18 protein-coding genes, 1 tRNA gene and 1 other annotated feature are annotated in these 19,066 nt (G+C 40.6%); of the genes, 14 read left to right on the forward strand and 5 right to left on the reverse strand.

The annotated features are described in order from the left end of the window. Nucleotides 1-26 precede the first annotated feature (26 nt). The 3 genes from fghA to PX700_RS10650 all read right to left on the reverse strand — a co-directional run bounded on the left by fghA (nucleotide 27) and on the right by PX700_RS10650 (nucleotide 2,993). Entirely contained in the window at nucleotides 27-866 is an 840-nt protein-coding gene (gene fghA / locus PX700_RS10640; protein ID WP_415637847.1) for an S-formylglutathione hydrolase, read from the reverse strand. A gap of 458 nt (nucleotides 867-1,324) precedes the next feature. After that, a complete protein-coding gene (locus PX700_RS10645; protein WP_415637848.1) occupies nucleotides 1,325-2,455 on the reverse strand; it encodes an S-(hydroxymethyl)glutathione dehydrogenase/class III alcohol dehydrogenase in 1,131 nt (376 codons plus the stop codon). Nucleotides 2,456-2,666: 211 nt separating this feature from the next. After that, nucleotides 2,667-2,993, reverse strand: coding sequence for a DMT family transporter (locus PX700_RS10650; protein ID WP_415637895.1), 327 nt, complete (start codon nucleotides 2,991-2,993; stop codon nucleotides 2,667-2,669). A gap of 853 nt (nucleotides 2,994-3,846) precedes the next feature. On the opposite strand from PX700_RS10650, the gene PX700_RS10655 reads away from it, so the two are divergent. Continuing rightward, nucleotides 3,847-4,713, forward strand: coding sequence for a LysR substrate-binding domain-containing protein (locus tag PX700_RS10655; protein ID WP_415637849.1), 867 nt, complete (start codon nucleotides 3,847-3,849; stop codon nucleotides 4,711-4,713). 404 nt (nucleotides 4,714-5,117) lie between these two features. Further along, nucleotides 5,118-5,501: a VOC family protein gene (locus PX700_RS10660; RefSeq protein ID WP_415637850.1), complete on the forward strand. Its 384-nt coding sequence runs from the start codon at nucleotides 5,118-5,120 to the stop codon at nucleotides 5,499-5,501. Nucleotides 5,502-5,719: 218 nt separating this feature from the next. Beyond that, nucleotides 5,720-5,844 (reverse strand) — a sequence feature (AL1L pseudoknot). A 26-nt stretch (nucleotides 5,845-5,870) separates the two neighbouring features. Here the strand turns inward: PX700_RS10660 and PX700_RS10665 are convergent. Further along, a complete protein-coding gene (locus PX700_RS10665; RefSeq protein WP_415637896.1) occupies nucleotides 5,871-6,005 on the reverse strand; it encodes a hypothetical protein in 135 nt (44 codons plus the stop codon). A gap of 1,072 nt (nucleotides 6,006-7,077) precedes the next feature. On the opposite strand from PX700_RS10665, the gene trmJ reads away from it, so the two are divergent. From trmJ to PX700_RS10715, 10 genes are all read left to right on the forward strand, one after another. After that, nucleotides 7,078-7,803 (forward strand): tRNA (cytosine(32)/uridine(32)-2'-O)-methyltransferase TrmJ, encoded by a 726-nt coding sequence (gene trmJ, locus PX700_RS10670; RefSeq protein ID WP_415637851.1) that lies wholly within the window; start codon nucleotides 7,078-7,080, stop codon nucleotides 7,801-7,803. 236 nt (nucleotides 7,804-8,039) lie between these two features. Next, a complete protein-coding gene (gene iscR, locus PX700_RS10675; RefSeq protein WP_002958424.1) occupies nucleotides 8,040-8,531 on the forward strand; it encodes a Fe-S cluster assembly transcriptional regulator IscR in 492 nt (163 codons plus the stop codon). A 24-nt stretch (nucleotides 8,532-8,555) separates the two neighbouring features. Then, entirely contained in the window at nucleotides 8,556-9,773 is a 1,218-nt protein-coding gene (locus tag PX700_RS10680; protein ID WP_002958425.1) for an IscS subfamily cysteine desulfurase, read from the forward strand. A gap of 41 nt (nucleotides 9,774-9,814) precedes the next feature. Continuing rightward, nucleotides 9,815-10,198 carry a Fe-S cluster assembly scaffold IscU gene (gene iscU, locus PX700_RS10685; RefSeq protein WP_002958426.1) on the forward strand — a complete coding sequence of 128 codons (384 nt, stop codon included), beginning with the start codon at nucleotides 9,815-9,817 and terminating at the stop codon, nucleotides 10,196-10,198. A 12-nt stretch (nucleotides 10,199-10,210) separates the two neighbouring features. After that, on the forward strand, nucleotides 10,211-10,534 hold the full coding sequence (gene iscA / locus PX700_RS10690) for an iron-sulfur cluster assembly protein IscA (protein WP_007377674.1): 324 nt from the start codon (nucleotides 10,211-10,213) through the stop codon (nucleotides 10,532-10,534). 95 nt (nucleotides 10,535-10,629) lie between these two features. Continuing rightward, complete coding sequence (gene hscB / locus PX700_RS10695) at nucleotides 10,630-11,157, forward strand: co-chaperone HscB (RefSeq protein ID WP_415637852.1); 528 nt, start codon at nucleotides 10,630-10,632, stop codon at nucleotides 11,155-11,157. Nucleotides 11,158-11,198: 41 nt separating this feature from the next. Continuing rightward, complete coding sequence (gene hscA / locus PX700_RS10700; protein ID WP_415637853.1) at nucleotides 11,199-13,061, forward strand: Fe-S protein assembly chaperone HscA; 1,863 nt, start codon at nucleotides 11,199-11,201, stop codon at nucleotides 13,059-13,061. A gap of 11 nt (nucleotides 13,062-13,072) precedes the next feature. Beyond that, complete coding sequence (fdx, locus tag PX700_RS10705) at nucleotides 13,073-13,411, forward strand: ISC system 2Fe-2S type ferredoxin (RefSeq protein ID WP_007586379.1); 339 nt, start codon at nucleotides 13,073-13,075, stop codon at nucleotides 13,409-13,411. A 248-nt stretch (nucleotides 13,412-13,659) separates the two neighbouring features. Further along, on the forward strand, nucleotides 13,660-15,087 hold the full coding sequence (locus PX700_RS10710; RefSeq protein ID WP_415637854.1) for an NAD-dependent succinate-semialdehyde dehydrogenase: 1,428 nt from the start codon (nucleotides 13,660-13,662) through the stop codon (nucleotides 15,085-15,087). Nucleotides 15,088-15,665: 578 nt separating this feature from the next. Further along, entirely contained in the window at nucleotides 15,666-16,118 is a 453-nt protein-coding gene (locus tag PX700_RS10715; protein WP_415637855.1) for an REP-associated tyrosine transposase, read from the forward strand. 912 nt (nucleotides 16,119-17,030) lie between these two features. On the opposite strand, the gene PX700_RS10720 is transcribed toward PX700_RS10715, so the two are convergent. Beyond that, nucleotides 17,031-17,106 (reverse strand) — tRNA-His (locus PX700_RS10720). Nucleotides 17,107-17,391: 285 nt separating this feature from the next. On the opposite strand from PX700_RS10720, the gene PX700_RS10725 reads away from it, so the two are divergent. Further along, a complete protein-coding gene (locus PX700_RS10725; RefSeq protein WP_479520683.1) occupies nucleotides 17,392-18,210 on the forward strand; it encodes a mechanosensitive ion channel family protein in 819 nt (272 codons plus the stop codon). Nucleotides 18,211-18,237: 27 nt separating this feature from the next. Continuing rightward, nucleotides 18,238-19,023, forward strand: coding sequence for a DUF481 domain-containing protein (locus tag PX700_RS10730; RefSeq protein ID WP_479520684.1), 786 nt, complete (start codon nucleotides 18,238-18,240; stop codon nucleotides 19,021-19,023). Nucleotides 19,024-19,066 lie beyond the last annotated feature (43 nt).

The raw sequence follows: 19,066 nt of genomic DNA on the forward strand, positions 1-19,066 counted from the left end.
TGGTTCTAATACAGTTGGATCTAGCGCTATTTACTTAAGTGCTGCGCATGAAACCGTAAATGTTCTTCAATAAATGATGAGATAAAATAGTAACTGTGATCATAACCTTCATGAATAGCCAACGCTAACGGGTAACCATTAACTTTTGCTGCGGCTTCTAATGCTTCAGGCTTTAGCTGCTCGGTAAGGAAGTCATCCGCGCCACCTAGGTCAACTTTAGCGGGAATAAACTGCGTTGCTTTGCGCATCAACTCACTTGCATCATGGTTGTGCCACGCTGTTTTGTCTTTGCCCAAATAAGCAGTAAAAGCTTTTTTGCCCCAAGGCGCTTTTACAGGGTTACAAATCGGGCTAAACGCCGACATTGAGCTATAACGTTCTGGGTTTAACATCGCAACAGTTAATGCACCGTGTCCACCCATTGAATGGCCACTAATAGCACGTTTATTTGATACCGGAAATGAGGCTTCAATAATGGCCGGTAATTCATTCACTACGTAGTCGTACATCTGGTAATGACGATTCCAAGGTGCTTGAGTGGCATTAACATAAAAGCCCGCGCCTATGCCCAAATCATAACCTTCATCATTAGCAACCCCTTCACCACGAGGGCTAGTATCGGGTGCTACAATAGCAATACCTAATTTGGCAGCCATACGCTGTGCACCGGCTTTTTGCATAAAGTTTTCATCGGTACATGTTAAGCCCGAAAGCCAATACAACACCGGTACTTTTTCACCATTTGAGGCTTGTGGTGGCAAGTAAATAGCAAAGCGCATCGCGCAATTTAATGTTTTCGATTGATGGCTATATTGCTTGTGCCAACCACCAAAGCTTTTGTTTACACTGATATTCTCTATTGTCATGCTAAAGTCTCAAAAGGATAGAAAAAGCTCTCTTAAGAGAGCTTTTGATTAGGGTCTGTTGATCTTTGTGGATTAAAATTTGTTCAAACTAGGGGCTGTTTAATCGCGGCGCGAGATTTGTAACCTCGTGGGCTCGGTAACTGCTCCTGCGTTACCCTACTGGCTTACATCCCTGTAAGAATAAGTAAAAACCGAGCAAAACTTCCGCGTCCTGCTCACGCCCCTTACCTACATCCATGTAGGCAACAAAGAGTAAATAACCACTAGGAAGAACCCTTTGGGCAGCGCCTGTTTGTCATTAATGCTACGTTATCGCCCATTTATGGGGAATAACCACACTGCATAGGCTCTGCCTTGCCTAAATACCAAACAAACTGCTGCAAATTTAACCTTGAAAGATCAACAAACCCTAGTTAATGATTACTTAAATAAATGTATTTTACTGAGCAAAAATACGCTTATTTGTCAAAATGAATAACAGTTCGGATGCTTTCGCCTCTGTGCATCAAATCAAACGACTCATTGATGTCTTCTAGCGCCATAGTATGCGTAATAAAGTCACTCAATTTAAATTCACCTGCTAAGTAACGCTCTACGTAATCAGGTAATTCAGTACGACCTTTAACACCACCAAATGCTGAGCCTCTCCATACACGACCAGTCACTAATTGGAACGGACGGGTTGATATCTCTTGTCCTGCACCAGCCACGCCAATAACTACTGATTCGCCCCAACCTTTATGACAACACTCTAAAGCTGAGCGCATTAGGTTTACGTTACCAATACATTCAAATGAGTAATCAACGCCACCATCAGTCATTTCAACAATCACGTCTTGAATCGGCTTGTCGTAATTTTTTGGGTTAATAAAATCAGTAGCACCTAACTTTTTCGCTAATTCGAATTTACTTTCGTTGATATCAATAGCAATAATACGACTCGCTTTCGCCATAGTTGCGCCAATAACTGCTGATAAACCAATACCGCCAAGTCCAAAGATAGCTACCGTTGCGCCTTCTTCAACTTTCGCGGTATTCATTACCGCGCCCATGCCAGTAGTAACACCACAACCAAGTAGACAAACTTCTTCTAATGGCGCTTCTTTATTAACTTTAGCTAACGAAATTTCAGGTAATACCGTGTATTCAGAGAATGTTGAACAACCCATGTAATGGAAGATTGGCTGGCCGTCTTTATAAAAACGTGTAGTGCCATCAGGCATTAAGCCTTTACCTTGTGTTTCACGAATTTTTTGACATAGGTTGGTTTTACCCGATAAACAAAATTTACATTCGCCACACTCTGGTGTGTATAAAGGAATAACATGATCGCCTACCTGAACACTGGTAACACCTTCACCAATTTGCTCAACAATACCGCCACCTTCGTGACCTAAAATAACCGGGAAAATGCCTTCTGGATCATCACCTGATAGCGTAAATGCATCGGTATGACATACGCCAGAGGCAATCACCTTCACTAACACTTCACCTTTGCGAGGTAGCATTACATCGACTTCTTCGATTGATAATGGCTGATTAGGACCCCAAGCAATCGCGGCTTTTGATTTAATAAACTTATCTGACATATTCAATCTCACTTTTTAATTGTTGATATATTAATCGTTTCTTACAAAGGCTAACTTATACTATGAAGCTAGTTTACTCTTCTGACTTAATGATGATAATACACCTAATAGGTAATTAACTTTTACCATTAGGTAACAATAAGGCAGCATTATTACCTATAACGCCTCTTTACATACTTATAGATTAGCGAGAGACACACGTTTGTTTTGCTTAATGACTGTGTCCTTGAGAAATATTAATCATGGCAATGCCAATAGCGACTAATGCCATTCCAAGGCATGTTGTTAAGTCTAGATGCTGACGGTAAATAACGGTAGACAATAACGTCACGGTTATAATGGCTAGCCCTGCCCATAACGCATGCACAATACCAATCGGCATACCTTTCATCGCTTGCCCTAAAAACATAAATGCCGCTAAGTGTCCTAATAAGACTAGCGCACTAGCAACTGGTTTGGCAAAGCCATCGGTTACTTTTAATGCCACATGAGACATTGCTTCAGCAATAACCCCTAACAAAAGAAATATCCAACTAATCGCTTCGTCCTCTTATATTTTATGTACTGTAATAACTGCGCTAGCAATACGGCAAATTATTTAACTTTGCTTATACTTACTTATACACGTTCCACTTCAAGATGCAGTTTCGGAGCATATTGAGATGGAGCCGGTATATGCTTTATTTATGTATTAAGTAGGTTTAACCTTTACTTAAGCAAGTCATGGCAAACTTGTTTTGATGCAGCTATTATATTTGGCTCCTAAAAGATGATAATACCAATCTGCTTATATATGGGGTCTATTTAACGTTAAGAAAATTACGCTAGAACTAGGCAATAATTTTTGTATCTAGGGCGTGTTGACCTTTCGTGATTAATTCTGCAGCAGACTGTTTGGTTTTTAGGCAAGGCGGAGCCTATGTAGTGTGGTATCCCCCATAAATAGGCGATAACGCAGCATAAAGACCAAACATGCGCTGCCCTTTAGGTTCTTTCTAGGGACGATTAACTCTTTGTTGCCTACATGGATGTCATAGGTAAGGGGCGTGAGCAGGACGCGGAAGCTTTGCTCGGTTTTTACTTATTCTTACAGGGATGTAAGCCAGTAGGGTAACGCAGGAGCAGTTACCGAGCCCACTAGGTTACAAACCTCGCGCCGCGATTAAATCGCCCCTAGATTGAACAAATTTCAATCCACAAAGATCAACACGCCCTAGTTGTTCTCGGCAATTGCTCCCTGCATTGCTCTACCTCCTGCATCCATGCAGTCGTAAATAAAAAATTTTTAACGACGTTATAGTGCAATTTAATTCGTTAAATTGATCAAAGATTTATGCAGGTTGGTATAATATGTTAATTTGTAAAATCACTTGTACATATAGGTAATAACCATGCAATGGGAAGGTATTAGCGAATTTGTTTATGTCGCCGAAAATGAAAGTTTTACTTTGGCTGCAAAGAAAATGGAGATATCGACCGCGCAAGTTAGCCGTCAAATCAGTGCTTTAGAAAAACGCCTTAATATAAAGTTATTTTACCGTACCACGCGCAAAGTATCGTTAACGGAAGAAGGACGAGTTTTTTATCAACATTGTCGCAGCGTGCTCGATGGCTTAGATGCTGCAGAGCGTGCAATAACTAATTTACAGTCAAAGCCGCAAGGTAAAATTAAATTAACCGCTCCGGTAACCTATGGCGAGCAACGCATATTGCCACTGGTGAATAACTTTATAAAGCGCCATAGCGATATTGAAGTGTCGGCTTATTTAAGCAACCGACAAATCGATTTATCAGAAGACGGCTATGATTTAGCTATTCGCTTAGGCAAGTTAAGTGATTCGTCAATGATGGCAAAAAAATTAGGCACACGTAGCAACTATGTTTGTGCATCTCCTCAATATCTAGACACCCATGGCATCCCCCATTCTATATCTGAGCTTAGTAAACATAGCTGTTTATTAGGCACAGCTGATTATTGGCACTTTAGCGAATTAGGCAAAGAAAAAAGTGTCCGTGTAAAAGGACGGCTACGCTATAATAATGGCCATTGTTTAACCGATGCGGCTTTGAAAGGCTTAGGAATAGTACAATTACCCGATTATTATATTGAGGAGCATCTACAAAGCGGTAAACTAGTGTCTTTATTAGACAATTACCGAGCTCCTGATGAAGGTATATGGGCGGTCTATCCACAAAATCGTCATTTATCACCGAGAATAAGGTTATTGGTAGATTACTTGGCTGAGCAGCTGCTTTGATGTTATTTATATCGTGCCAGCACAATCAGCTTAGTAAGCTAGTTTCAAAGCGGATTATCTCCTATAAAATCAAAGGCATGTTTACGTTGGCGGCAGTTTAACATTTGGCTACTGCCAAATATACTAACCAGTAAATCAATCCTCCCCATAAATTTCAATTAGTTGCTTATCCGTCTTTGTGTATTAGTTATGGTTAATCTTAGTCTACCTGCAGATGACTCAACTGCTATACCTAAATAAATAACTATTACAACACAGTAAAAGTGATTTTACATTTTGCGGCATTATAACTTAAAAGAAAAGGTATATGATACCTCCATCGAAACGAACCGTAGCCATTTAAACAAAATTTATTAGCTATATTCGATATGAAAATCATTAACTTTTATATACGGAGCAACAAAATGAGCATATATACACATACAACACTTGGCACTAACGACCTAAACAAAGCTCGCGCCTTCTACGACAACGTTTTAAGTATCATTGGTCTTAAACGAATTGCCGACTTAGGCGAAAATGGTTCAATTTGGGGCGTAGACGCACCTTCTTTCTTCGTCCTAAAACCTGTCAACGGCCAACCTGCAACTGTGGGTAACGGCACTATGGTTAGCTTTGAAGCACCAAACCGAGCAGCTATCGATGCCTTTCACGCAGCAGCTTTAGCGGCGGGTTGTCCTGATGAAGGCGCACCGGGTACTCGCGATTGGGCACCTCATGCCTATGCAGCTTACACACGTGACTTAGACGGTAACAAACTTGCTGTTTATTGTTTTAAAGCAGCGTAACGACGCGGTAAGACACCTAGCAAAACTAAAAAACACCTATTAATAGGTGTTTTTTAGTTTTATAGACCATAAAGGTAGAGAATATATGTCAGCTTTTAGCTGATCAGTTGACCTTAAGAAAAAGCCAGCTGCCGTAAGCACTGTAGTTATAACAATACAATTATGTGAACGACTGCAATATCGGGAATAGCTGCACTTTTTATTTGACGCCTCTACGACTGCGCAAGTGGCTTAGTTGTCTGTCAGATCAGATAGATTGAACGCTGTAATGCTCACGACACCCATCTATAAAAGTCACGCTTATTTCTATTTGCGGTCGAGCTCCGCTTGGGCGAAAAAAGCGGCAGCTTACCTCAAAATATCATTCGTTCATTTTAATTCTTTATTCTCACGCTCTAAAGCAGCAAGTCGCTCTTCAGCTGAGTGAGTTTTAGAAAGTGGTTTAGGCGGTTGAGCTTGAGATTTCTTAACCCATGCTCTAAGTGTTTCTGGAGTACACCCCAGTTTAAATCGATACTAGCGCAGCCCAAAGAGAGAGATATTCATGCTGTTGTATAGTAACAAGCCTAATTGCACGTTCACGAAATTCTGATGTATAGCGATTTGATTTTATCATCGTTCCAGTTTCTCAAGTTATTGAGTCTCTGGCAAACACGGGGCGATTCAACATCGCAGCATTTAAAATTATCCTCCGGACACATGAGTCGTGATAAAAACAGAATTGTTGTGTCTGAAATTTATGCAGATTCATCAAGTCCTCCAAAGCCTTACTCTGGAAGACTGTTTGATATAATGCAGAGTGTGGAAATTAGGTTGGTGGCTTCGGTTGGTAATAAAAGTTCGTTTATAACTATTGCTGGTAATGTCGATTGTCATGTGAGCCGTAGCTATGCTGAGAAACCTAATAACTCTTGGTTGTTACTCACTCAAGGAGGGATGGGCAGCAATTTTTAAGCCGCCCAGCTAGCAATCTGTCAAATTTTGCAGCGGAAAATAATAATTGTGTCAACGTAATGGAAACTGGTTTAATTGAGCTGAACTATGCTATCTACTATGTCACAGTATTGTTGTATTTTATGTCAGTAAGATCTGCGCGAGGTAAACTCTCAAGAGCTGCGCGAGGTAAACTCCCGCCTACGGATTATGTGTTATTTGTAGGCGGGGCTTTATGTCGCGCTTTTTTTATGCTCTCAAGAGCTGCGCGAGGTAAACTCCCGCCTACGGGCTATGTGATATTTGTAGGCGGGGCTTTATGCCGCGCTTTTTTATGCTCTCAAGATCTGCGCGAGGTAAACTCCCGCCTACGGGTTATGTGGTATTTGTAGGCGGGGCTTTATGCCGCGCTTTTTTATGCTCCCGCCTACGGGTTATGTGATATTTGTAGGCGGGGCTTTATGCCGCGCTTGTTTATGTGTGAGGTAAACTCGTAAGATCTGCGCGAGGTAAACTCCCGCCTACGGGTTATGTGGTATTTGTAGGCGGGGCTTTATGCCGCGCTTTTATTAGGATCTAGGATCTTATTACATTTTCATGTTAGAATTTGCGCAATTTTTTGGCATAGCAAAGTAGCACAGTAATGATCTTAGACGATATTCGCATTGTTTTAGTTAACACATCACATTCCGGCAATATTGGTTCGGCGGCTCGCGCCATGAAAACCATGGGTTTATCAAAACTTTATTTAGTTGATCCTGCCTGCGAAATCGATAGCCAAGCCAGTGCACTTGCTGCAGGCGCAACTGATGTTTTAGGTAACGCAGTTATTGTAGGTACCGTTGAAGAAGCTATTGCTGACTGTACGTTAACGATTGGTACAAGCGCGCGCTCTCGCACACTTTCGTGGCCAATGGTTGAACCACGTGAATGTGGTGAAAAACTCGTTGCTGAAGCCGTAAATGGACCTGTAGCGCTAGTATTTGGTCGTGAAAACAGCGGATTAACTAATGAAGAATTACAGCTTTGTAATTACCATGTATGTATTCCTGCTAATCCAGATTATAGCTCGCTTAATTTAGCAATGGCCGTACAAACGCTTAGCTACGAAACGCGCATGGCATTTTTGAATAAACAACCTAAAAAGGTTGAAGAAGACGACGCAGTTTACCCAAGCTCAAAGCAAACAGAGCTGTTTTATGATCACCTTGAAGACACGCTTTTCAAAACCGGTTTTATCATCAAACAACACCCTGGTTTAGTTATGACTAAATTACGTCGTTTGTTCAACCGCGCCCACCCTGAAGATGCCGAAATGAATATTTTACGCGGTATTCTTACTTCAATTAATAAAGCTATCCCTAAGTAACTTAGGTATAGCTATTAGTTATAAAAACCAAAGGGTAAATAACTAGCTAATACTTGACTAAAATACTCAGGTAATTACAATGGCTGTAATACTTGACCAAAGAGGTCAAGTATTAAAAATTTGTTAACTCTACAATTTAAAAGTAAGAGTTTCTAAATCAAATTTTTATCAAGTGATAATACTTGACTAATTTACTCTGGTAATTAAAATTTGCACTCTTTTGTGCAGGGGGCGTTATGAAGTTAACATCAAAAGGCAGATATGCCGTTACAGCTATGCTGGATGTTGCACTACACACAGGTGTAGGTCCTGTAGCCCTTGCTGATATTTCACAAAGACAAGAAATTTCTTTGTCTTACCTTGAACAATTATTTGCTCGTTTACGTAAAAATGGCCTAGTAAGTTCTGTTCGTGGACCTGGTGGTGGTTATTTACTCGGACGTGAAGCGGGCGTTATCTCTGTTGGCGATATTATTAGCGCCGTAGACGAATCGGTCGATGCAACACGTTGCCAAGGTGCCGATACCGGCTGTCAGAGTGGTATGCGTTGTTTAACACATAACTTGTGGTCAGACTTAAGCGCACGCATAGAAGAATTTTTGAATAATATTACCCTTGCTGAATTGGTGGAAAAATCAGATGTGAAAGAAATAGCATCGCGCCAAGATAACAGTATCAATAATGCAATTAAGCAGTTGGAAAACATTCAAGTAAGCTGTCAACTTTAAGGTTGACCTGCAGCGGAGAGAGAAATGAAGTTACCGATTTATTTAGATTACGCAGCGACCACGCCTGTTGACGAACGTGTTGCTAAAGAAATGATGCAATGCCTAACAATGGACGGTAAGTTTGGTAATCCTGCGTCACGCTCACACCGTTTTGGTTGGCAAGCAGAAGAAGCTGTTGACCAAGCGCGTACAGATATTGCTGATTTAATTAATGCAGACCCACGTGAAATTGTTTTCACTTCGGGTGCAACTGAATCAAACAACCTTGCTATTAAAGGTGCAGCACAGTTTTACAAGAAAAAAGGTAAGCACGTAATTACCGCTAAAACTGAGCATAAAGCTGTAATCGACACATGTCGTGAGCTTGAGCGCCAAGGTTTTGAAGTAACTTATATGGACGTTGAAGAAAACGGCCTACTTGATCTGCAAAAACTTGCCGACACAATGCGTGACGACACAGTACTTGTAAGCATCATGCACGTTAATAACGAGCTAGGTGTAATTCAAGATATCGCGACTATTGGCGAAATGTGTCGCGAACGTAAAATTATGTTCCACGTAGATGCAGCGCAAAGCGCGGGTAAAGTACTAATCGACGTGCAACAGCTTAAAGTTGATTTTATGTCGTTCTCTGCACATAAAGTGTATGGCCCTAAAGGTGTTGGAGCACTTTACGTTCGTCGTAAACCACGTGCTCGCCTTGAAGCGCAAATGCACGGTGGCGGACATGAACGTGGTATGCGTTCAGGTACTCTAGCTACTCACCAATTAGTGGGTATGGGTACTGCGTTTAAAATTGCTAAGCAAGATTTCGAAAAAGATCATGCACACATCAGCGCATTACGTAACCGTTTAATCGACGGCATTATGGCTGATATGGACGAAGTATACTTTAACGGCACACAAGACCAGTCAGTACCTGGCATTGTAAACATCAGCTTTAACTTTGTTGAAGGTGAGTCGTTACTTATGGCAGTAAAAGACATTGCAGTATCGTCAGGTTCAGCCTGTACATCTGCAAGCTTAGAGCCTTCTTATGTATTACGTGCACTTGGCCGTAACGACGAATTAGCACACAGCTCAATTCGTTTTAGTATTGGTCGCTTTACTACCGAAGAAGAGATTGATTACACCGTCGAATTAATGAAAAACTCTATCGGTCGCCTACGTGAGATGTCTCCACTTTGGGAGATGCATCAAGAAGGTATTGATTTAGATTCAGTTGAATGGGCTCACCACTAATAGTGTGAGCACATACCCTAGCAGGTAATGAGGATAGAATAATGGCTTATAGTGATAAAGTAATCGACCACGTAGAAAACCCACGTAACGTAGGTACTCTAGATAAGAACGATCCGTCAGTGGCAACGGGTATGGTAGGCGCACCAGCATGTGGTGACGTAATGAAATTGCAAATTAAAGTATCTGCCACTGGCGTTATTGAAGATGCAAAATTCAAAACCTACGGTTGTGGTAGCGCAATTGCTTCGTCTTCACTTGTAACAGAGTGGGTTAAAGGCAAAACGCTAGACGAAGCAGCAACAATTAAAAACACTGATATCAGTGCAGAGCTAGAATTACCACCAGTGAAAATTCACTGTTCAATTTTAGCCGAAGATGCAATTCAAGCAGCAATTGCAGACTACAAAAGCAAACAAGCGAAGTAAGAAGAGAAACTCATGGCAGTGACATTGACAGATGCGGCAGCAAACCGCGTACAATCATTTTTAGCAAACCGCGGTAAAGGTTTAGGCCTGCGCGTTGGCATTAAAACGACGGGCTGTTCAGGTCTTGCTTATGTACTTGAGTTTGTTGACGATTTAAACGAAGACGATGAAACTTTTGCGGCTAAAGGTGTCACATTAATTGTTGACGCTAAAAGCTTAGTTTACATCGACGGCACAGAGCTCGACTACACTAAAGAAGGCTTAAATGAAGGGTTTAAATTTAGAAACCCTAATCAAGCAGACGAGTGTGGTTGTGGCGAAAGCTTTACCGTTTAAGCTTAAAATATCTTTGTAGTATAAATAAGCCCTGCCAGTTAATGTAGGGCTTTGTTATTTTTGAAATTAATTTCTGAATTTTATCGGTTGAAGTTATGCGCTATTTTGAGTTATTTGCAATACCCGTTGACTACAATATTGATTTGGTAACAGTTAACAAGCACTACTTGGAGCTACAACGTACAGTGCATCCCGATCGCCACGCAAATGCGAGCAGCCGCGATAAGTTAATGGCAGTGCAAAGCGCCGCCGAAATTAACGATGCGCTACAAACATTAAAGCACCCAGTAAAACGTGCTGAATATATGTTGAGCGAGCTAGGCGTTGATATTCGTGCAGAGCAGCAAACCTTGCAAGATCCAATGTTTTTAATGCAACAAATGGAGCTTCGCGAAGAGCTTGAAGAGTTAGCATCATCAAGCGATCCTGATACTGCGATTGCAAATTTTGAAAAACAAATTAAGCAACTAAACGCGCAGTACAGTGCACAACTTGCAGAGCAACTAGCAAGTAACGATGAGCAGCAATATCAACTTGCCGCAGACAATATTCGTAAACTGAAATTTGTTTATAAATTACGTGACGAACTAGAGCGCATTGAAGACAGTTTATTTGACGATTAATTACTTGCTGCAAAGCGAGCAACACGAGTTTAAAGAGCATTATGGCATTATTGCAAATTGCTGAGCCGGGGCAGAGCGCGGCACCACACGAACATAAACTAGCTATTGGTATTGACCTTGGTACAACTAATTCATTAGTTGCAACAGTACAAAGTGGCGAAGCCCGCACGTTAACTGATGATCTTGGCGCGGCTATGTTACCGTCGGTTGTTCGTTATCAAGCAGGCGGTATTACTGTTGGCGCAGAGGCTGCACAAGCAGCAACACAAGACCCAGCTAATACACTTATTTCGGTTAAGCGTTTTTTAGGTAAAACTCAGGCTGAAATAGAGCAAAGTTATGGCCAACTACCTTATGAGTTCTGTGAGCACAATGGTGCGCTAGCAATAGAAACTGCGGCAGGTAAAATCAGTCCAATTAAAGCATCAAGCCATATTTTAGCTGCATTAAAAGCACGAGCTGAGCAAAGTTTTGGCAACCAAGAAATTTTAGGGGCTGTAATTACAGTACCAGCGTATTTTGATGACGCACAGCGCCAAAGTACTAAAGATGCCGCAGAGCTTGCTGGTATTAACGTACTACGTTTATTAAATGAGCCAACAGCTGCAGCGGTTGCTTATGGTTTAGATTCTGGTCAAGAAGGTATTATTGCCGTTTACGATTTAGGCGGCGGTACGTTTGATATCTCAGTACTTAGACTGCACCAAGGTGTGTTTGAAGTCATGGCAACGGGCGGCGATTCAAGCCTTGGTGGTGATGACTTTGACTCACTACTAGTTGATTACTTTAAGCAGCAAACTGGAGTGTCAGCGTTGTCACCTTCAGTTTTACGTTTATTCATCAATAAAGCAAAAGCGTGTAAAGAAGCATTAAGCCAATACGCAAAAGTAAACGTGGGTCTTGAGTTTGACGATCAAAAATATACAGTAGAAGTAACACGCGAAATGTTTGACGAAATGGCTATGCCTCTCGTTAAAAAAACGCTGCGCTCGTGTCGTCGTGCTGTAAAAGATGCTGGCATAGAAAACGACGAAGTACTGCAAGTTATTATGGTAGGCGGTTCAACCCGTATGCCACTGGTACGTAGCCAAGTACAAAGCTTTTTTGATAAAGAACCACTTACTTCAATCGACCCCGATCGTGTTGTTGCTCTAGGTGCCGCGCTTCAAGCCGACGTGTTAATTGGCAATAAGCCAGATTCTGACATGTTATTACTTGATGTATTACCGCTATCGTTAGGTCTTGAAACGATGGGTGGTTTGGTTGAAAAAATCATTCCGCGCAATACAACGATTCCGGTAGCACGCGCACAAGAATTTACGACGTTTAAAGACGGCCAAACAGCTATGTCATTACATGTGCTGCAAGGTGAACGTGAGCTTGTTGATGATTGTCGATCGCTTGCTAAATTTAGCTTAAAAGGTATTCCACCAATGGCGGCAGGCGCTGCGCATATTCGTGTAACCTTTAAAGTTGACGCTGATGGCTTATTAAGTGTTTCAGCTATGGAAAAATCAACAGGTGTACAAGCTGAGATTCAAGTGAAGCCTTCGTTTGGCTTATCTGATGACCAAGTAGCTAATATGCTAAAAGAGTCAATGAGCAACGCAAAAGGCGACATGCAAGCACGTATGCTCAAAGAGCAACAAGTAGAAGCACTGCGTGTAATAGAAGCGCTTAATGCATCACTTGCAGCCGATGGTGCATTGCTTGATGATATGCAACTGGCTAACTTACGCGCTGAAATTGCAGAACTGGTAAAAGTGCGCGAAAATGCACAAGAGCCTGGCGAAATTAAAGCAGCTATCGAAAAAGTCGATAATGCGAGTAGCGACTTTGCATCGCGTAGAATGGATGCATCAATTAAAAAGGCCCTTACAGGCCAGTCAGTAGACAACATTTAAGAGAGATTAGAATGCCACAAATTGTTTTTCTTCCACATCCTGAATTATGTCCTGACGGCGCTGCAATTGAAGCTCCTACAGGTCAAACGGTACTCGACGCTGCGCTTAAAAATGGTATTAGCATTGCGCATGCTTGTGAAAAGTCGTGTGCATGTACTACGTGTCACTTGGTGATTCGTGAAGGATTTGATTCACTACAAGAGAGTGATGAGCTAGAAGATGACATGCTAGATAAAGCATGGGGCTTAGAGCCTGAGTCACGCCTTGGTTGCCAAGCAATTATAAGAGATGAAGACCTAGTGGTTGAAATACCTAAGTACAATCTCAATATCGTTAATGAAGAGCACTAGTTTTTAACGATGTATATATTAAAAGCCGCTGTTTGATACAGCGGCTTTTTTTTTTCAAAAAAGCATTCATAAACATGTAGCAGCGACTTTATGTCGCGTTTTTAAATCTCAAACGTTTTAAGTTAAATTTTACTAATCTCAAACTTGAATATCAAAAATGATCACGTATTTTCAGATTATATAAACGCGGGGTAAACCCGCTGCTACAGGTTAAACCCAACCCCTAAAATTTATTTCGGAGGTCTATTTTGAATAATCTAATTTTTTCTGACTCATTTATTAACGGCGAATTTTATAAAACGGATACGCGCTTTAGCGTTAACGATCCCGCGACCGAAAAAAGTATTGTTGAAGTAAGCGATATTGACGAGCAGGGTGTAAATAGCGCAATAGCTGCAGCTCAAGGGGCTTTTGTTAAGTTAAAAGCGACTAATGCCACCGAGCGAAGCGAAACGTTGATGCGCTGGTATGAGCTAGTTATTAAGCACAAGCAAACACTTGCAGAGCTAATGACCAAAGAGCAAGGTAAGCCACTCAAAGAATCTCTTGGCGAAATTGATTACGGTGCAGGTTTTATCAAATGGTTTGCTGAAGAAGCCAAACGTAGTTACGGTGACGTGATCCCGCCAACTGATAACTCACATCGTTTAACTAGCTTTAAGCAGCCTGTAGGCGTTGTGGCTGGTATAACGCCTTGGAACTTCCCTGTTGCTATGGTTACTCGCAAGGTAGCTCCAGCTTATGCTGCGGGTTGTAGCTTTATATTAAAACCTTCTGAACATACGCCACTTTGTGCTATCGCACTTGCTTATCTGGCCGATCAAGCTGGTTTTGTTAAAGGTGCATTTAATGTACTGGTTTCACAAGATGCCAAAACAGTAGGTAAAATGCTGACTGAATCAGAAGTTGTTCGTAAGTTTACATTTACAGGCTCTACTGGTGTGGGTAAGCAGTTACTTTCGCAATGTGCAGACACAATTAAACGCACCTCAATGGAACTTGGTGGTAATGCGCCTTTTATCATTTTTGATAATGCAGATTTAGATGAAGCTGTTGAAGGGTTAATGGCGGCTAAATTTAGAAACAGTGGTCAAGCATGTGTAGCGGCAAACCGTATTTTTATTCAGCGTAATGTTCTTGATAAAGTGCTTTCAAAAATAACACCCAAAGTTACAGCATTAAAAGTGGCGAATGGCTTTGAGGACGATGTTGATATTGGCCCGCTTATTTATCCTAATGCGAAAGATAAAGTACAACAGTTAGTACAAGACGCACTCGATAAAGGCGCTACGCTGATTGGCGATAATAGTGACCTAGGTGGCAGCTTTCAAAATCCATTAATAGTAAACAACGTAACTACAGAGATGGATATTTACCACGAAGAGGTATTCGGCCCTGTATTAACGGTTATTCCTTTTGATGAAGAAAGCGAAGTACTTGCACTTGCTAACGATGTACCTTTTGGTTTGGCAGCTTATTTTTACAGCCAAAATATTAAGCAAATTTACCGAATTAGTGAAGGGCTTGAATTTGGTATGGTCGGTGTAAACGAAGGTGTTATATCGAACCCAGTTGCACCATTTGGTGGTGTTAAGCAATCAGGCTTAGGGCGCGAAGGCGGGCATCAAGGGCTTGATGAGTACCTAGAAGAAAAATACGTATGTATTAAAATATAACGGCAGTTAAGTATATGAGCGCGAATTTACTTCGCGCTTTTTTATGACATTAATATGGCAGATATATGAACTTTACCTTTTACTGTTGCTACCCAAAGCGCTAAATGCTACCTTTGGGTACATATTTATTTGTTAATAAAACAACATAAAAAAACAAATAAAAAGTAAAAGGATTTCTATAAGTAGAAATAACCCCGTGTGTAAATGCCACCTTATTTAAGGTGGCATTTTTTATAATCTATTATAAATTACATGCAAGAGTTTACATCGCACAGATAAAATATAAGTTCAAACATAAAAGCGCGGCATAAAGCCCCGCCTACAAATAAAGCCAACCCCGTAACCCGTAGGCGGGAGTTTACCTCGCGCAGCTCTTAACGCATTGCCTCGCGCAAATTTAACCCAAAATAAAAGCGCGGCATAAAGCCCCGCCCACAAATACAACACAACCCCGTAACCCGTAGGCGGGAGTTTACGTCGCGCAGCTCTTGAGAGTTTACCTCGCGCAGCCCTTAACTTTTTTGTGCAAATGATTATTTAGCAGCTATGTTTATTTATAAACTAACAATATAGACATAATGAAAAAATCACATCTTTTAAGAAAAGGGCGTATTTCAATTGCTAATCACTATTACAGCATTACTTTAGTAGCTAATTCGAGGCGAAGCCTTTTTAACAACTTAAATTTAAATAGGCTGTTAATCAACGAACTGAGAAGGCTAGAAGAAGAGGGGGCATGTAAAAGTATCGCATTTGTTTTAATGCCAGATCATATTCATTGGCTTTTTCAATTAAAAAAAAGTATTGAACTAAGAAATTTAATAAGAACTTTTAAAGGGCGGTGTACCAAATTAGCCAGAGATCAATCTCAAATCAGTAAACTTTGGCAACCTGATTATTACGATCATATGATACGAGATGAAAGTGACCTTGTGAATTGTGCCCGTTATATAGTTGCCAATCCCCTAAGAGCTGGGTTAGTTAAAAATATAGGCTTATATCCACATTGGGATTGTATTTATATTAAATGACAAAAGCGCGGCATAAAGCCCCGCCTACAAATAAAGCCAACCCCGTAACCCGTAGGCGGGAGTTTACCTCGCGCAGCTCTTAACGCATTACCTCGCGCAAATTTAACCCAAAATAAAAGCGCGGCATAAAGCCCCGCCCACAAATATAACACAACCCCGTAACCCGTAGGCGGGAGTTTACCTCGCGCAGCTCTTATCGCGGAGTTTACCTCGAGCAAATAAAACATAAGCTCAAACACAAAAGCGCGGCATAAACTCCCGCCCACAACTATAACTCCGCCCCTGTAGGCGGGAGTTTACCTCGCGCAGGTCTTTTCGTATTACCTCGCGCAAGTAAAGCTAAAGCGCGGCATAAAGCCCCGCCCACAAATAAAACGCAACCCGTAACCCGTAGGCGGGAGTTTACCTCGCGCAGCTCTTAACGCATTGCCTCGCGCAAATTTAACCCAAAATAAAAGCGCGGCATAAAGCCCCGCCCACAAATAAAACGCAACCCTTATCTTGTGGGCACTCATGATTGTAGCTTTGTTCATAGGGCTAATTAAGAAAAAGTAAAAAAGTTGAAGGTAGTCTCTATAGATCTTAATATAGCGACTTTCATCTTGGGGTCATCAAGTTAGGGGCTTATTTAGAATGGGTTTGAACTACGCAATTTTTATTTTAGAAGGCTTTGGCTTATGCGCTAACATAGCAATGTAATTGATATAAAATGAAGTATAGGGGGGGGTTATTAATTTTTAATGGATATAGAGTATACGGTAACCAAATAATTCATTTCGAATAAAGGGTATAAAAGTATTGAAAGGAAGCTTAAATCACTAAGGTGTTACAGGAGAGGAATAAAATACTAAGATAAGAGATTTGCTAAGTATGTTTTTAAAATATATTGAAAATAATATTTTTGAAAAAAAGTGGGGCGATTGACGGGGCTTGAACCCGCGACAACCGGAATCACAATCCGGGGCTCTACCAACTGAGCTACAACCGCCACTACACACACCATGTTTGGTGTGGCGCGCATAATACATAAAATATTAAATGTTGTGAAGCCAAAAAGTGAAATAAATTAAAATAATTTAAACTATGCAAATGTAATCAGCGTTGGGCAATTAATATTTATCTATACCAAGCTGTATATTTGGCACAGAATCACCTCTGAAAAATCGAATTAAGCTGCGTTTAATAGTATTAATTCATTATTCCATGAGAATAAATTGTAAAATAATGTATAATAATATTCGCAAAACGCTTAATTAAAACATTTGGAGTAAATATGGATTCAGTACTTAATTGGCTTAACGAAAACTCAGGCCTAATCTTACATTATGGTATTCAAGCTGTTGTTGCGCTTGTTATCTTTTTAATTGGTAGTCGTGTTGCTAAGTTTTGTTCTAACTTAACCGAAAAAGGTTTTGCTAAGAAGAAAGTAGATAAGGCAGTTGGATCTTTTGTTGCTAGCATCGTGTTTACTCTTGTGTTCGCAGTAACCATTTTAATGGCGCTTTCGCAAATTGGCATTGAAACAACGTCATTCATTGCTATTTTAGGTGCTGCAGGCTTAGCTGTTGGTTTAGCATTGCAGGGGTCGTTATCTAACTTTGCATCAGGCGTACTTATTATTTTACTTCGCCCATTCAAGTCTGGTGACTTTGTTGAAGCAGGTAACAAAATGGGTACTGTTAAGAAAATCGAAATATTCTCAACAGAACTGCGCACTCCAGACAACAAAGTAATTATCGTGCCAAACTCTCAAATAATGTCAGGTGCTATTACTAATTTCTCGCGAGAGTCTACTCGTCGTATCGACTTAGTTATCGGCGTTGGTTACGATGCTGATTTACGTCAAGCAAAAGAAGTATTAAAATCGGTGTTAGATGCAGAAACACGCATACTTAAAGATCCAGCTTACAATGTATCTGTAAATGAGCTAGGTGATTCTAGCGTAAACTTTATTGTTCGACCTTGGGTTAACTCTGCTGATTACTGGCCTACATACTGGTCATTAATGGAAAATATTAAAATTGCATTGGATGATGCAAATATCTCAATCCCATTTCCACAAATGGATGTTCACTTTCACAAGCAAGACTAATTATTAGCATTTAGATAGGTTATTTTAATGAAATTAAAGCTTTTATCAATTTTAGTTGCAGCATCTGCTGCAACTAACGCATTCGCCGAAGAAGATGCAGAGCAAAAAACATGGGAAGTTACCAGCGAGCTAGGTGCAATTGTAACGAGTGGTAATACCGAAACAACTACTTTAAAAGGTGGTCTTAAGGTATTGCACAACCTAGATAGCTGGAATAACGAATATAAAATAGATGGTATCTACAAAGAAGATGAAATTGAAGATGATAGCGGAGATAAAAATAAGCAACGTACCAACGAAAAGTACTCTGCCTCTGCGCAAGGTAATTACAAATTAAACGAAAAGCATTCTCATTTATTCATTTATGGTTCACACGTATCAGACTATTTTGGTGCATACCGAACTGAGTCTGTAATTTCTGCTGGTTATGGCTTGCGTTTACTGAACGAAAAAACTATGTGGCTAAATGCTGAAATTGGTCCTGGTTACAAGTTTTTTGAATACTCAGACAGCAGTACCCAAGAAGACGATAATGGCAATTTACTTGCCGGCGAAAGTGATAGTGAAGTAATTGCTTTAGGTAAGCTCGACTACAATTGGCAAATTTCTGAAAATGCACGTTTTACTCAATTGGTCTCAGTTGAATACGGTGATTCAAACACTAAAACGCGCTCAGAAACTGCCTTGCTCACCAAAATAAATGGTTCGTTACAAATGAAAGTTGCTTTTAATATTATTAACAACTCAGATGTTGCAGATGATGAAGAAAGTACAGATACAGAAACGTCATTAACACTCGTTTATAGTTTTTAACTAGACTATCGAATTTAAATGACATTAAAATGAAAAAAAGGGA

The organism is Pseudoalteromonas sp. TP27 (assembly GCF_056470645.1).